We start from the raw sequence: 14,615 nt of genomic DNA, 5'->3' as shown, positions 1-14,615 counted from the left end.
TATTCTCCCATACCGCGAGGCGAAGCCCAGGGCTCAGGCGATCGGCACCGTGATCCGCATGGTGGTGCCGCAGCCGAGGCCTTCGCTGTGGAGGGTGATGGTGCCGCCCATCATCTCCATGAGGTGCTTGCAGATCACGAGGCCGAGGCCCGTCCCCCCGTACTCCCGGGCGTGGCCGCCCTCGGCCTGCGCGAACTTCTGGAAGAGCCGGGTCTGGGCCTCCGGGCTCACGCCGATCCCCGTATCCACCACGCTGAGGACCAGGTGGCCCGGCCGCCGCTCCACCTGGACGCTGACGCTGCCCTCCTTGGTGAACTTCAGGGCGTTGGAGAGGAGGTTCAGCAGCACCTGCTTGAGCCGGCTGGGATCCACCATCACCTCGGGCAGGTCCCCCGTCTCGGGCCAGACCAGCTCCACCTCCGGCTTGCGCGGGTAGGCTTCCGCGATGGGCCTCACCTCGTCCAGCAGGGCCGCGAGGCCGACGGATTCGACGTGGACCTCCAGCCGTCCGGATTCGATCTTGGCCAGGTCCAGGATGTCGTTCAGCAGGCCCAGGAGGTGCTGGCCGGAGGAGTAGCTGTCCTGCAGCATGGAGCGCATCTCCTCGGCGTCGTCGTAGAGACCGTCCATGACCAGCCGGGTGAAGCCGAGGATGCCGGTGAGGGGGGTGCGCAGCTCGTGGCTGGTGAGGGCCAGGAATTCGCTCTTGAGCTGGTCGGCCTCGCGCAGGGCGGCGTTGACCCGTTCCAGCTCCAGGGCCTGCCGCTGGAGGGCGTCCCGCTGCTCGGAGAGGTCGCGGAACAGCCAGGCATTGTAGAGGGACACGGCGGTCTGCCGCTGCAGGATGGAAATGGAATCCTGGTCCTCGTCCTCCAGCTTCCGGTCGGAGGGCATGGCCAGGATCGCGAAGCCGAGCAGCAGGAGCTGGTGCTCGAAGGGCACGAAGTAGAGGGGCGCATCCTCGGGGCCCCGGAGCAGCTTCAGGGACTCGGGGCCGCAGGCCGCGTCCAGGAACTGGCTCTGGAAGAGCACGAGGGGCACTTCCGGGAAGGGGTTGGGGGCCAGGAGGCGGAGGGCCGACCACTCGGGCCGGGCGAGACCGGCGCCCTCGCGCGGGATGTAGCCGCCGCCGCCGTCCTCCAAAGTCCAGACCGCGCCGCGCCGGCACTGGAACTCCTGCACGAGGACGTCCAGGACCACGCTGGCCACCTGCCCGCCCTTCGAGGTGGCCGCCAGGATCTCCGACACGTGCTGGAGCACCTGCATCTGGTGGGAGCGGCGGCCCAGGCGGGCCCGGAGGTCCCGGGACTCGTGCATGGCCTGGGTGAGCTGCCGCTGGGTCTGCATCAGTTCCGCCAGCAGCTCGGCGCCCTGGGGCCGGGGCGCGGGCTGGCCCGGCGGCACCTGCTTGGGGCCGGAACTCCCCTTGCCCTGGGTGGACTGGGGGCCGGTGGGTGGGTTGGAGACCATGGTTTCCAGGATGGCGGCACGCGGGATCGCTGCCAAGGGTCGGGATTTGAGGCAAGAATGGACCGATGCCGGTCGACCAGAAGGCTGTCTCCGCCCAGAAGTTCATCTTCCTCTCCGTCACGCTGGTGGTCTGCCTGCTGGTGGGCTGGTGGATCACCCTGCAGATCCGGGAATCGAAGGCCCTCCAGGAGGCCAACATCGAGAACCTGAAGGCGGGCCGGGCCATGGCCTGGCAGATGGACAGCCTCCGGCTGCTGGCCATCACCTACCAGCCCGATCCCGCCTCGCGCCCCGGAACCATCGAGGGGCGGATCCTGAAGCTCCCCAGCCTCCAGGAGCGCAAGTGGGCCATCGAGACCCTCTATCCCCATGTGGCGGTGGTGCCGGCCCCCCTGGCCGAGGATGACCCGCCCCTGCTGGACAAGGCCGCCTACCTCACCCTGCGGCCCGAACCCCTGCGCGCCATCGAGAAGGCCCGCCGCACGGACATCATCCGGGCCGCCTCCGAGGGCAGCTTCCTGGCCCTGGTGGTGCTGTTCGGCTTCGGCCTCGTCTACCGCAAGCTGGCCGAGGAGATGGACCTGAAGCTGCGGCAGCACAACTTCATCGCCGCCGTCACCCACGAGCTGAAGACCCCCATCTCGGCCCTGCGGGTGTGGACCGAGACCCTCTTTTCCCGGTCCCTCACCGAGGAGCAGCGGGCCCGCATCCACGGCCTCATGGACCGGGACCTGGAGCGCCTCACCGAGCTGGTGGGCAACCTGCTGGACGTGGCCCGGGCCGAGGCGGGGAGCCTGGACCTCCACCCGGAGCCCCTGGAACTGGGGCCCTGGGTCCGGACCGTGAGCGAGGGGATGGACCAGCGCCTGGGCGCCGGGGCCCTCGGGCTCCAGCTGGAGCTGTCCCCGGCCGTGTGGGCCGTCGTGGACGCCAAGGCCATGGCCACGGTGCTGGAGAACCTGCTGTCCAACGCCTTCAAGTACGCCGCCGAGCCTCGGCGGACCGTCGTCACCCTGGGCGAGGACGGCGAGGAGGCGGTCCTCGTGGTGAGCGACCGGGGACACGGCATCGGCGCCAAGGACCTCTCCCGCCTCTTCCAGCGGTTCTACCGGGCGGGGGACGAGATGACCCGGCAGGTCCCCGGCACCGGCATCGGGCTGTTCCTCGCCCGGGAGATCGTCCTCCGCCACGGCGGCACCCTCCAGGCCGCCAGCCGGGGCCACGGGCTGGGATCGGCCTTCACCATCCGGATCCCCCGGATCCCGCCCCCGGGGGATGAAATTGTCGCGACAGGGTAGTATCGAGGCTCACCTCCTGGAGTCTCCTTGCCCCTCCAACCCGGCGAACGCCCCGAGGCCCCCCTGGTCCGGCGGGCCAGCGAGGGGGATTCCGAGGCCTTCGAGGACCTGGTCCGGCCCCACCTGGGAATGTTCTACCGGGTGATCGAGCGGATCCTCGGGAACGAGGCCGAGAGCCAGGACGCCCTCCAGGACGCCCTGCTCACCCTGCACCGGGAGCTCCCGGGATTCCAGGGCGCCAGCCGCTTCAGCACCTGGGCCTACCGCATCTGCGTGAACCAGGCCCTCATGGCCCGCCGCAAGCGGGTCCGGCGCCGGGAGGACGCCCTCGAAGATCTGATGCCACGTTTCCAGGACGACGGGCATCACATGGACATGGATGCGGTCCTCGCCTGGAGCGAGGAGGCGGAGGCCCTGGTGCGAGCGGAGTCGGAGGAGCTGAGGACGAGGGTGAAGGCGGGCCTGGACCGCCTGTCCGACGACCAGCGCGCCGTCTTCGTCCTCAAGGACCTGGAGGGCTGGGACTCCGACGAGATCAGCCGCCACCTGGGGATTTCCCGCGAACTGGTCCGCCAGCGGCTCCACCGGGCCCGGCTCGCCCTGCGGGCCCTGCTCACGGACTTCGCCCCGGCCCCGAAGGGGAACCTCCCATGATCGGCATCCCCACCTGCGCGCGGGTCACGGACCTCCTCACGGACCTGGACGAAGGGGCCCTGGGCCCCATGGCCTGGACCGGCGTCCGGATCCACCTGGGCCTGTGCCCGCCCTGCCGGGCCTTCCTGCGGTCCCTGCGGCGCACCCCCGCCCTGCTCCGGGGCCTGCTCCAGGAGGATCCGGCCGGAGCCCCCGGCTCCGCCGCGGAACGCGCCCTCGCCGGAGTCCTCGGCGCCCTCCGGCAGGGAAGCCTGCCCCAGGGCCCGCGGCTCCACCCGGGCCCTGCCGACTGGGCGGCCCTCGGGCCGGAAGGCGATCCCTTCACGGCCCTGCTCCTCCGCCTCCACCTGGGCTGGTGTGGTGCCTGCCGGGCCCACCACGGGTCCGAGGCGGCCCTGGAGGCCGATGGCGAGCCCCTGCCCCGCAGCCTCCTGGCCCTGCTCCCACCCCAGGACCAGTGGCGCCGGGTGCGCCGGGGCCTGGGCGGCGGCGAGGCGGCCCGGGTGCTGAGGGACCCGGTCTCCGGCACCGCCCTGCACCTGGTCCGGCTTCCCGGGGGCCGCGTCTTCCCCGCCCACCGGCACCTGGGCACGGAAACCACCCTGCTGCTGGCCGGGGGCCTCCAGGACGGCCCGGCCCACCTGCACCCCGGCGACTGGATCACCCACGGCCCCGGCACCTTCCACCGGCCCGAGGCAGACCCCGGCGGGGACTGCTGGGCCATCGTGCGCCTCGAAGGCCCCGTCCAGTTCAGCGGCTGGCGGCGGCTGCTGGTCTGAACGCCTCTAGCAGATCCGCGGGAGCTGCTCCCCGCTGAGCAGGTCCAGCAGCCGCGCGGTGCCCAGGGAGGTGCGCAGGGTCACGCGTCCGGCGGGCCCGTCGAGGACGCGGCCCACCACCGCCGCCCCGGCACCCTCGGGGTGCGCCCGCAGCAGGTCCAGGGCCCGCGCCGCCTGGGCCTCGGGCAGGAAGGCCACCATGCGGCCCTCGCAGGCCACGTAGAGGGGGTCCAGGCCCAGGATCTCGCAGGCGGTGGCCACCGCCTCGTCCACGGGCAGGTCGTCCTCGCGGGCCTCGATGGCCACGCCCGCCGCGGCGGCGATCTCGTTGAGCACGGAGGCCAGGCCGCCGCGGGTGGGATCTCGCAGGCAGTGGACGTCCAGGCCCGCCTCCAGCAGGGCCGCGGCCAGGTGGTGCACCGGTCCGCAGTCGCTGGCGATCGGGGTCTCGAAGGCCAGGCCCTCGCGCACGGACATCACCGCGATGCCGTGGCGACCCAGGTCCCCGGTGACGAGCACCGCGTCGCCGGGCCGCACGCGGCGGGGATGCACCTCCACCCCGGCCGGCACCAGGCCCAGGCCCGTGGTGGTGATGAAGGCCCCATCGCCCTTGCCCCGGTCCACCACCTTGGTGTCGCCGGTGACGATGCGCACCCCGCAGCGGTCCGCCGCCGCCTTCATGGAGGCCACCAGCCCCGCCAGCTCGTCCAGGGGCAGGCCCTCCTCCAGGATGAAGGCCGCGGCGAGGGCCAGGGGCCGGGCGCCGGCCATGGCCAGGTCGTTCACCGTGCCGTACACGGCCAGCTCGCCCAGGTCCCCGCCGGGGAAGCGCCGGGGATGCACCACGAAGCCGTCCGTGGTGAAGGCCAGCCGGCCGCCCCCGGCCTCCACCACCGCGCTGTCGTGCAGGCCCTGGGGATCGGCCCCCAACGCCGGGAGGAAGACCCCCTCGATGAGTTCCTTCATCAGCCGCCCGCCGCCGCCGTGGGCCATCTGCACCGTGTCCGGGACCAGGGGCCGGGGGCAGGTCAGGGCGAAGGGATCCGGGCTCACGGGGCCTCCACGGGCGCGAAGCGGCGGTAGCGGAAGTAGGCCGCGCAGGCGCCCTCGGAAGACACCATGGTGGCGCCCAGGGGGTGGTCCGGCGTGCAGGCCTTCCCGAAGGCCGGGCAGTCCATGGGCTTCAGCAGGCCCTGGAGCACGAGGCCGCTCTGGCATTCGGGCGACTCGGGCCCGCCGACGCCTTCGACACCGAAGCGCCGGGCGGCGTCGAAGGCCACGTAGGCCGGGCGCAGGCCGAGCCCGCTGTCGGGGATCGGGCCGATGCCGCGCCAGGTGCGGTCCACGCCCTGGAAGACCTCCCCGATGAGGGCCTGGGCGGGGCGGTTGCCGCCGGCCTGCACCAGGCGGGCGTACTGGTTCTCCACCTCCGCGCGGCCCTCCTCGAGCTGGCTCACGGCCATGAGGATGCCCTGGAGCAGGTCCACGGGCTCGAAGGCGGTCACCACGATGGGCACGCGGTGCTTCGCGGCCAGGGGCAGGTACTCCTCCGTGCCCATGACGGCGCAGACGTGGCCTGCGGCCAGGAAGCCGTCCACCCGCCGCTGCGGCGAGGCGAGGATGGCCTCCAGGGCCGGCGGCACGCGCACGTGGGACACGAGGATGGAGAAGTTCGCCAGGCCCTCCCGCTTCGCCTGGGCCACGGCCAGGGCGTTGGCGGGGGCGGTGGTCTCGAAGCCCACGGCGAAGAACACCACCTCGCGGTCCGGCAGCTCCCGGGCCAGGGCCAGGGCGTCCAGGGGGGAGTACACCACGCGCACGTCGGCGCCGCGGCTCTTCACGGCGAAGAGGTCCTCCGCGCTGCCCGGCACCCGCAGCATGTCCCCGAAGGAGCAGAAGGTGACCCCGGGCCGCGCCGCGATGGCCAAGGCCTGGTCGATGATCGCCACGGGGGTGACGCAGACGGGACAGCCGGGCCCATGGAGGAGGCTCACCTCCGGCGGCAGCAGCTCGTCCAGGCCGTAGCGCACGATGCTGTGGGTCTGGCCCCCGCAGACCTCCATGAGGGTCCAGGGCCGCGTCACCCTGCGCCGGATGGCCTCCGCCAGGGTGCGGGCGGCGGCGCCGTCCCGGTACTCGTCCACGAACCTCATGGCCGCTCGCCCCAGCCGGCTTCCAGCTCCGCCAGGCTCTCGAAGACCCGCCGGGCCTCGGCTTCGTCCAGCCGCTCCAGGGCCAGCCCGGCATGGACCACCACCCACTCCCCGGGGACGGCCTCGGGCACGCAGGCCAGGCTCACCTCCTTCACCGTGGGGCCGAAGGCCACGCGCCCCAGGCGCAGGGGGCCCTCCTGCAGGTCGAGGATCCGGCCGGGCACGCCGAGACACATGGGGACCTCCCGCCGGAAGGGTAGGTCCGGCGCGGCCGCACCGGGGTCACAAGATCACCGGCTCCGTGGTCCAATGGCCGGATGGAGCGGATGGAGGATGCCCGGCGCGGCGCGGCCCTGGTGGCTGCGGCGGCGCTGCTGTGGAGCTCCAGCGGCCTCTTCATCAAGGTGCTGCCCCTGGGGGCCCTGCAGATCGCCGGGGCCCGGAGCCTGGTGGCCGCCCTCACCATCGCCGCCGTGGTGCTCGGGCGCGGCCGGGCGGGCGCCCTGCGCCTGGACGCCCTGGGCTGGGCCTGCGCCGCGGCCTACGCGGGCGTGCTGGTCTGCTTCGTGGCCGCCACCAAGCTCACCACCGCCGCCAACGCGATCTTCCTGCAGTTCTCGGCCCCCATCTACCTGGTGTTCCTGGAACCCTGGGTCTTCGGGCGGCGCCTCCAGGGCAGGGATCTCGCCGCCGTGGGCCTCACCCTGGGGGCCATGGCCCTCTTCTTCGTGGGGCGGCTGCAGGCGGGCCGGCTGGCGGGGAACCTGCTCGGCATGGCCGCGGGCCTCTGCCTGGCCCTCTTCACCCTCACGCTGAAGCTGCGGGGGCAGCGGAATCCCGGGCAGGACCCCATCGGCGCCATCGTGGCCGGGAACCTGCTGGTGGCGGTCCTCTGCGCGCCCCTGGCCCTGCCCGGTTTCCGCCCCACCCTGCCCCAGTCGGCCATCCTGCTCTACCTGGGCGTCTTCCAGATCGGCGTGGCGTACCTCCTCTTCAACGCCGGCATGCGCCACCTCTCGGCCACGGCCGCCGTGGTGACGGGCACCCTCGAGGCCGTCTTCAATCCCATCTGGGTGTTCCTGGGCCTCGGCGAGCGGCCCTCCCCCTGGGCCCTGCTGGGGGGCGCCATCACCCTGGGCGTCATCGCCTGGTACGGCCTCGGCCGGCGCCCCGTCCGGACCGCCCCGGCGGGGACCTGACGGTCCGTCACCCGGATCGCTCCCATCCGGCCGAGGTCGCAGAAATCCCTGGGGAACCGTGCTGGAATCGAATATTCCTAAGGGACCGACGGCCTTGCAGGCCTGGGGAGGAAGGGATGACTCAGCCACAGACCGTCATCGTCGGAACGGGAAGCTGCATCCCCAGCCGCCGGGTCCCGAACGAGGCCTTCCTGGAGCACACCTTCTTCCAGGAGGCCGGACTGCCCTACCCGGCCGGCGAGACGGCGCGGATCGTCGCGAAGTTCGAGGAGATCACGGGCATCTCCGAGCGGCGCTACGCCGCGGAGGACCAGGTGGCCTCGGACCTGGCCTTCGAGGCCGGAACCCAGGCCTTGGCCTCGTCCGGCATCGACCCGGAGACGCTGGACTACGTCATCGTCGCCCACAATTTCGGGGACGTGAAGGCGGACCACCGGCGGTCGGATTTCGTCCCGACCCTGGCCGCGCGGGTCAAGGCGAGGCTCCGCATCGCCAATCCCGCCTGCATCGCCTACGACCTGCCCTTCGGCTGTCCGGGCTGGCTCCAGGCCGTGATCCAGTCGGACTACTACCTGCGCTCCGGGGATGCGAAGCGGGCCCTGGTGATCGGCGCGGAGACCCTCTCCCGGGTGTGCGATCCCTGCGACCGGGACAGCATGATCTACGCGGACGGCGCGGGGGCCGTGGTCCTGGAGGCCCAGTCCCACCCGGAGCGGGTGGGGATCCTCTCGCACGCCGTCCGCTCCGACACCCTGGAGCACGCGGGGCTGCTGCGGATGGACCGGTCCTTCGACCGCGAGGCCGAGGACGACCCGCTCACCCTCAAGATGAAGGGGCGCACGCTCTACGAGTACGCCCTCGCCACGGTGCCCGGCGTGGTCCAGCAGAGCCTGGAACGGGCGGGGCTCACCCTCGCCCAGGTGGACAAGGTGCTGATCCACCAGGCCAACGGCAAGATGGATGAGGCCATCCTCAAGCGGCTCTTCAAGCGCTACGGCGTGGCGGAGGTGCCGGCGGGGATCATGCCCATGACCGTGTCCTGGCTGGGCAACAGCTCGGTGGCCACCGTGCCCACGCTCCTCGACCTGCTCCTGAAGGGAAAGCTGGACGGGCAATCCCTCCGGCCCGGGAACCACGTGGTGTTCGCCTCCGTGGGCGCGGGCATGAACATCAACGCCGTGGTCTACCGGGTTCCGTGAGCCCTCGCCGGGATCACGCCGCCCGGGCCGCCCGCATCTCCACGGCCCCGGTGGTGAGCGGCACCAGGAGCACGGCCCCGCCGAGGGCGGCCACACCCTGCCAGCCCGAGCGATGGTAGGCGTACCCGGCCGAGGTGATGCCCGCCGCCCCGCCCAGGTAGTAGAAGAGCACGTAGACGGCGTTGGCCCGCCCCCGCCCGGCGGTGAGCTTGCGGTTCAGGGCCCCGGTGGCTGAGGCGTGGATGGTGAAGAAGCCGGCGCAGACCAGCGCCAGGGCCAGGGCGATGGCCCAGGCCTCCGGCACCAGGGTGAGCGCGATGCCCAGGGCGAACACCAGCGACCCCGCCACCATGGCGGCCCCGTTGCCCACGCGGTTGCTGAGCTTCCCCGCCAGGGGCCCGGCCACCACGCCCACGAGGTAGGACAGGTAGAGCAGCGTCACCGCCCGCGTGGACCAGCCGAAGGGCGCCGCGTGCAGGTAGAAGGGGAGGAAGTTGAACACGGAGGAGAAGACGAAGAAGGCCCCGGCGCTCACGCAGTAGAGACGGAAGAGGTCGTGCCGGAGGAGCACGTCGCGGAAGCGGACCTCAGCCCTCCCGGCGCCCGGGGGCGCTCCCTCCGCCGGCAGCCCGGCGTGGGCGGCCAGGGTGGCGGCCAGCAGGAGGGCCGAGGCCACCAGGAAGGCCCAGCGCCAGTGCTGGGGCGGGAAGACGAAGCCCCCCAGCAGCCGCCCCCCCAGCCCGCCCACCACGGTGGCCGACACGTACGAGCCCATCACCACGTTCAGCCGCGCGGCCGGCATGGTGCGGGCCAGGTAGGCTGCGAGGCAGGTCGTGAGGGCCGGGACGAAGAGCCCCTGGACGAACCGGGCCGCCACGAGCAGCGGCAGCGTGGGCGCCAGGGCGGCCCCGACGCCGCAGGCCGTGACCACCAGCCCCCCCGTGAGCAGGATGGGCCGGATGGGGAGGCGGTCCGCCAGGGCCCCGAAGGGCAGGTTGGCCAGGGCGATGCCCAGCACCACCCCGGACACCGCCAGGGAGGCGCCGGACACGCCCACTCCGAATTCCCGCCCGAGCACCGGCAGCACCGGCTGGGGGATGTAGATGGTGGTGAAGACCGCGCTCACGAGGGCGAAGACGAGTCCCTGGAGGCGGGTGGAGGGATCCTGGGCCATGTCCCGATTCTGGACCCCTCTCCGGAGGTCCGGAATCACGGATCGGCCCGGGGTTGCCGAAGACAATCCCCGGCACACCGTCCTCCCGGAGGCGACATGTTCAAGCGGCTCTCCATCTACCGCAAGACCCTGGTGCTGGGCCTGGCCCCCCTGGGCATCTTCCTGCTCGTGGTCTACGCCTACCTCCTGCCCGCCTTCGGGCGCCGCTACCTGGAGGCGAGGAAGGACGGGGCCCAGCAGGTGGTCGAAGCGGCCTACAACCTGGTCCAGGCGCTCGAGGCCCGGGTCCAGAAGGGCGAACTGAGCCGCGACCAGGCCCAGCAGCAGGCCATGGGCGACATCCTGGCCATGCGCTACGACGGCGACAACTACCTCTGGATCCAGGCCCCGGGGCCCCGCATGGTGGCCCATCCCATCAAGCCCGAGCTGAACGGGAAGGACCTCGGCCAGACCAGGGACGCCAACGGCAAGCGGCACTTCGCCGCCATGGACGAGGCCGCGGGCAACCCCCAGGGCGGCTTCGTGGACTACGACCAGGTCCTCCCCGGCGGGAAGGTCCGCCCCAAGATCAGCTTCATCCGCCGCTTCGCCCCCTGGGGCTGGGACCTGGCCACCGGGGTCTACGTGGACGATGTCCAGACCGAACTCCGCACCCTGGCCCTCTCCTCGGCCATCCCCCTGGCCATCCTCGCCATCCTCGTGGTCCTGGCCAGCCTGGCCATGGCCCGCGGGGTCTCGGCGCCCATCCTCGCCATGGCCCAGGGGCTCCGCACCTCCGACCTCACGCTCCGCCTGCCCGTCCTCACCCAGGACGAGGTCGGCGAGGTGGCCCAGGCCTTCAATGCCTACAACGCCCAGCTCCACGGCACCATCAAGGAGTTCGCCGCCTTCAGCGAGCGGGTGGCCGCGGGATCCACCGAGCTGGCCGCCTCCTCCGACGAGATGTCCCGCGCCGTGGCCCAGATCGCCGAGGTGAGCGAGCGGCTCCGCGTCTCCGGCGAGCAGGTGAACGACGCCATGGCGCAGCTGAAGGCCAGGGCCTCGGACGTGGCCGACCACGTGAGCGACTCGGCGCGGGAGACCCAGGGTGCCGTGGCCGCCACCGCGCGCAGCGCCGAGGCCGGCGAGACGGCGGCCCGGGGCATCTCGGACATCCGCGGCGCCACCGCCGAGATCGTCAAGGCCGTGACCGTCATCCAGGAGATCGCCCGGCAGACCAACCTGCTCAGCCTGAACGCCGCCATCGAGGCCGCCAAGGCCGGGGCCATGGGCAAGGGCTTCGCCGTGGTGGCCGAGGAGGTCCGCAAGCTGGCGGACCGCTCCCGCAGCGCCGCGGGCGAGATCGAGCTGCTCATCCAGCGCACCCAGGAGGCGGTGGAGGCCGGCGTGCAGGGGGTGGACACCACCCTGGGCAGCCTGGACGACATCCGGCAGCGCATCTCCGATGTGGCGGGCCAGTTCCAGGGCATCGGCGCCGCGGCCAAGGCACAGTCGGACACCAGCGCCGAAGTGAACGTGCTCGTGGCGGAGAACAATTCCCAGCTGGCCCAGAACGCCTCGGCCACCCATGAGCTCTCCGCCACGGTCCAGGAGATCACCCGCACCGCCGCCGACCTGGCCCAGGTGGCCGAAGGGCTCCGGGCCGCCGTGGAGGGCTTCAAGCTGTAGCCGCCACCGCCGCCTGGCCCAGCGCGAGGGAGCCGTCGTTGGGCGGGAAGCGGCGGTGCCGGTGGACGCGGAAGCCCGCCTCCGAGAGCCGTGCCGTCACCAGCGTCGTGAGCAGGGCGTTCTGGAAACAGCCGCCCGCCAGCGCCACGTCCCGAAGGCCCGCGTGGCGCGCCCAGGCGAGGGCCAGGTCCGCCAGGGCGGCGTGGAAGCGCCGGGCCAGCGCCTCGGGGGCCGCCCCGGCGGCCCGGTCCCGCAGCAGCTCCGCCACCAGGGGCGCGGGATCCGCCACCCGCACCTCCTGGCCGGAGAAGGCCCAGCCATAGGCGTGTTCGGGTGCCGCCCGCTCCGCCGCGAACTCCAGCTCCATGGCCGCCTGGCCCTCGAAGCCGCGCCGCTCCCGGATCCCCGTCAGGGCGGCCACGGCATCGAAGAGGCGGCCGAGGCTGGAGGTCCGGGGACAGTTCAGATCCCGGGCCAGCATGGCCTGGAGGACACCCAGCTCCGCCTCCTCGAAAGCCGCGAGGAGGGACGCCGGGATGCGCCCGGGCCCGAGGACGGCCCCCACCAGGCCCAGGGCGCTCCGCTTCGGATCCCGCACGGCCGCATCGCCGCCCGGCAGGGGGAAGGGCCTCAGGTGGCCCACCCGGCGGAAGGTGGCGCCCGCCACCACCAGGGCCTCGCCGCCCCAGATCGTGCCATCGGCCCCGTAGCCCGTGCCGTCCCAGGCCAGGGCCAGCACGGGCCCCCGCAGCCCGTGCTCGGCCGCGCAGGCCGCACCGTGGGCATGGTGGTGCTGGACCCGGAGCAGCGGCAGCCCCCACTCCGCCGCCAGCCGCTCGGCGAGGCGGGTGCTGGCGTAGTCCGGGTGGAGGTCGCAGGCCAGGCGCTCGGGCCGGATCCGGAAGAAGGCGAGGAGATCCGTCACCGTGCGGGCCAGCAGGTCGGCGCCCTCGGCGCTGGCGAGGTCCCCCAGGTGCTGGCTCAGCACGACCTGCCCGCCGGCGAGCAGGGCCACCGTGTTCTTCTGGTGCCCGCCCAGGGCCAGCACGGGCGGCCCCCCGTCCCCGAGGGGCACGGCCAGGGGCGCGTAGCCCCGGGCCCGCCGCAGGAAGGTGGGGCCGTCCGCATCGAGGCGCAGCACCGAATCGTCCACGGGGCGGACGATGGGCCGGTCGTGGACCAGGAAGGCATCCGCCAGCGCGCCCAGCCGGCTCCGGGCCTCGTCGTCGCCGAAGGCCATGGGCTCGTCGCTGAGGTTGCCGGAGGTGCAGACCACGGGCCCCCCGACCGCCTCCAGCAGGAGGCGGTGCAGCGGCGTGTACGGCAGGAAGGCCCCCAGGCGGGGGTTTCCCGGGGCCACGGCCGCGGCGACGGGAGCCCCCGGGCGGCGCCGCAGGAGCAGGATGGGCGCCTCGGCCCCCGTGAGCAGGCCCGTCTCCGCCGCCCCGGCCTCGCAGGCCGACTGCAGGGACGCCAGGTCCTGGAACATCACGGCAAAGGGCTTCTCCTCCCGATGCTTGCGGTGGCGCAGGCGCGCCACCGCCGCGTCCGAGGTCGCGTCCACCAGCAGCTGGTACCCGCCCAGCCCCTTGAGGGCGAGGACCCCTCCCCGCCGGAGGATCTCCGCCGCGGCCTGCAGCGCGGCCTCGCCCTCGGCCCGCGGGGCGCCGCCGGGGGCCACCAGGCTCAGCCGCGGCCCGCACACGGGACAGGCCACGGGCTGGGCGTGGAAGCGGCGGTTCCGGGGATCCCGGTACTCCTGCTCACAGGCGGGACAGAGGGGAAAGCCCTTCATCGAAGTGCGGGGCCGGTCGTAGGGCAGTCCCTCGATGATCGTGTAGCGGGGTCCGCAGTAGGTGCAGTTGGTGAAGGGATACCGGTGGCGCCGCTCGCCGGGGGTGCCCACCTCCCGCGCGCACTCGGGGCAGGTGGCCAGGTCCGGCGGCACCACCGGGCGCACCTCCTCCCCCGCCCCGCTGTCGCGGATCTCGAAGGCGGACTCCTCCGCCCGCTCGGCGAGCGCCTGGGTAACGATCCGGTCCACCCGGGCCGGCGGCGGCACCTCCTCCCGCAGGGCCCGCAGGAAGGCCGACGTCGCGGGCTCCGGGCCCTGGACCTCCAGCTCCACGCCCTCCGGCCGGTTCCGGACCCAGCCCGTGAGCCCGTGCGCCTCGGCCAGGCGGAAGACCGCGGGCCGGAAGCCCACGCCCTGGACGATGCCCTCGACGGCGACGCGGAGCCGCGCCATCAGGCCTTCTGGGCGACGGCCCGGCGGGCCTCGATCCAGCCGATCCAGGCCTCCAGGCCCTCGCCGGTCTGGGCGGAGACCCGCAGGATCTGGAGGTCGGGCCGGATCCGGCGGGCGTGGGCGAGGCACTGCGCCACGTCGAAGCGCAGGTGGGGCAGCAGATCCACCTTGGTGAGCAGCATGAGCCCCGCGGCGGCGAACATGTCCGGGTACTTGAGGGGCTTGTCCTCGCCCTCGGTGACGGAGAGGATCACCACCTTGGCGGCCTCGCCCAGGTCGAAGGCCGCGGGGCAGACCAGGTTCCCCACATTCTCGATCATCAGCACCGAGCCTTCCGTGGGATCGAGGTGGTCCAGGGCGTGGCCCACCATGTGCGCGTCCAGGTGGCAGCCCTTGCCCGTGTTGATCTGCAGGGCCGGGGCCCCCGTGGCCCGGATGCGGTCCGCGTCCTGGCTGGTCTGCTGGTCCCCTTCGATCACGCTCACGGGGATCCGCCCCTGCAGCCGCAGGATGGTCTGCTCCAGGAGGGTCGTCTTGCCCGACCCCGGGCTGCTCACCAGGTTCAGGGCCAGGATCCCCCGCTCGGCGAAGCGCCGGCGGTTCCCCGCCGCCAGGGCGTCGTTCTTGGCGAGGAGGCTCTCCTCCAGGCTCACCCGGCGCCGGCCGCCACGGTCACTTCCGAGTCCGTGCCCATGGCTGTGGGCATGGGCCTTCCCGTCCAGCCTCAGGTCCGCCTGGCCGCAGCCGCAGGTCGTGCACATGGGCGCCCTCCC

At 73.2% G+C, this 14,615-nt stretch carries 13 protein-coding genes; 6 read left to right on the top strand and 7 right to left on the bottom strand.

Going from position 1 to position 14,615, the window contains the following annotated elements:
* Positions 1 to 33: 33 nt before the first annotated feature.
* On the bottom strand, positions 34 to 1,470 hold the full coding sequence (locus tag QSJ33_RS12850) for a sensor histidine kinase (RefSeq protein ID WP_285726791.1): 1,437 nt from the start codon (positions 1,468 to 1,470) through the stop codon (positions 34 to 36).
* A 65-nt stretch (positions 1,471 to 1,535) separates the two neighbouring features.
* Between QSJ33_RS12850 and QSJ33_RS12845 the strand changes: the two genes are divergently transcribed.
* From QSJ33_RS12845 to QSJ33_RS12835, 3 genes are read left to right on the top strand one after another with little or no spacing between them, the layout of a single operon-like run.
* Positions 1,536 to 2,768, top strand: coding sequence for a sensor histidine kinase (locus QSJ33_RS12845; RefSeq protein ID WP_285726789.1), 1,233 nt, complete (start codon positions 1,536 to 1,538; stop codon positions 2,766 to 2,768).
* A gap of 27 nt (positions 2,769 to 2,795) precedes the next feature.
* The gene (locus QSJ33_RS12840; RefSeq protein WP_285726787.1) at positions 2,796 to 3,422 is read left to right on the top strand and encodes an RNA polymerase sigma factor; all 627 of its coding nucleotides are present in this window, start codon (positions 2,796 to 2,798) and stop codon (positions 3,420 to 3,422) included.
* Entirely contained in the window at positions 3,419 to 4,201 is a 783-nt protein-coding gene (locus tag QSJ33_RS12835; RefSeq protein WP_285726785.1) for a cupin domain-containing protein, read from the top strand. The genes QSJ33_RS12840 and QSJ33_RS12835 overlap by 4 nt, the downstream gene beginning before the upstream one ends.
* 6 nt (positions 4,202 to 4,207) lie before the next feature.
* Here the strand turns inward: QSJ33_RS12835 and hypE are convergent, their stop codons facing one another.
* From hypE to QSJ33_RS12820, 3 genes are read right to left on the bottom strand one after another with little or no spacing between them, the layout of a single operon-like run.
* Positions 4,208 to 5,194 (bottom strand): hydrogenase expression/formation protein HypE, encoded by a 987-nt coding sequence (hypE, locus tag QSJ33_RS12830; protein ID WP_420801403.1) that lies wholly within the window; start codon positions 5,192 to 5,194, stop codon positions 4,208 to 4,210.
* Between the two features lie 56 nt (positions 5,195 to 5,250).
* The gene (hypD, locus tag QSJ33_RS12825; RefSeq protein ID WP_285726780.1) at positions 5,251 to 6,354 is read right to left on the bottom strand and encodes a hydrogenase formation protein HypD; all 1,104 of its coding nucleotides are present in this window, start codon (positions 6,352 to 6,354) and stop codon (positions 5,251 to 5,253) included.
* Positions 6,351 to 6,590, bottom strand: a complete 240-nt coding sequence (locus QSJ33_RS12820) for a HypC/HybG/HupF family hydrogenase formation chaperone (RefSeq protein ID WP_285726778.1) — start codon at positions 6,588 to 6,590, stop codon at positions 6,351 to 6,353. The genes hypD and QSJ33_RS12820 overlap by 4 nt, the downstream gene beginning before the upstream one ends.
* A 90-nt stretch (positions 6,591 to 6,680) precedes the next feature.
* Between QSJ33_RS12820 and QSJ33_RS12815 the strand changes: the two genes are divergently transcribed.
* Complete coding sequence (locus QSJ33_RS12815; RefSeq protein WP_285726776.1) at positions 6,681 to 7,553, top strand: DMT family transporter; 873 nt, start codon at positions 6,681 to 6,683, stop codon at positions 7,551 to 7,553.
* Between the two features lie 116 nt (positions 7,554 to 7,669).
* Positions 7,670 to 8,752 carry a 3-oxoacyl-ACP synthase III family protein gene (locus QSJ33_RS12810; protein ID WP_285726774.1) on the top strand — a complete coding sequence of 361 codons (1,083 nt, stop codon included), beginning with the start codon at positions 7,670 to 7,672 and terminating at the stop codon, positions 8,750 to 8,752.
* Between the two features lie 13 nt (positions 8,753 to 8,765).
* On the opposite strand, the gene QSJ33_RS12805 is transcribed toward QSJ33_RS12810, so the two are convergent.
* Complete coding sequence (locus tag QSJ33_RS12805) at positions 8,766 to 9,926, bottom strand: MFS transporter (RefSeq protein ID WP_285726772.1); 1,161 nt, start codon at positions 9,924 to 9,926, stop codon at positions 8,766 to 8,768.
* Positions 9,927 to 10,022: 96 nt separating this feature from the next.
* Between QSJ33_RS12805 and QSJ33_RS12800 the strand changes: the two genes are divergently transcribed.
* Positions 10,023 to 11,594: a methyl-accepting chemotaxis protein gene (locus QSJ33_RS12800; protein ID WP_285726770.1), complete on the top strand. Its 1,572-nt coding sequence runs from the start codon at positions 10,023 to 10,025 to the stop codon at positions 11,592 to 11,594.
* On the opposite strand, the gene hypF is transcribed toward QSJ33_RS12800, so the two are convergent.
* Together hypF and hypB are read right to left on the bottom strand one after the other, a co-directional pair.
* A complete protein-coding gene (gene hypF, locus QSJ33_RS12795) occupies positions 11,584 to 13,842 on the bottom strand; it encodes a carbamoyltransferase HypF (RefSeq protein ID WP_285726768.1) in 2,259 nt (752 codons plus the stop codon). The two genes, QSJ33_RS12800 and hypF, sit on opposite strands and share 11 nt — an antisense overlap.
* The gene (gene hypB / locus QSJ33_RS12790) at positions 13,842 to 14,603 is read right to left on the bottom strand and encodes a hydrogenase nickel incorporation protein HypB (protein WP_285726767.1); all 762 of its coding nucleotides are present in this window, start codon (positions 14,601 to 14,603) and stop codon (positions 13,842 to 13,844) included. Before hypB ends, hypF begins: the two co-directional genes overlap by 1 nt.
* Positions 14,604 to 14,615: the final 12 nt, after the last annotated feature.

This window comes from Geothrix rubra (assembly GCF_030268065.1).
GTDB lineage: Bacteria > Acidobacteriota > Holophagae > Holophagales > Holophagaceae > Geothrix > Geothrix rubra.
This window is presented reverse-complemented; position numbering and strand designations above follow the sequence as displayed.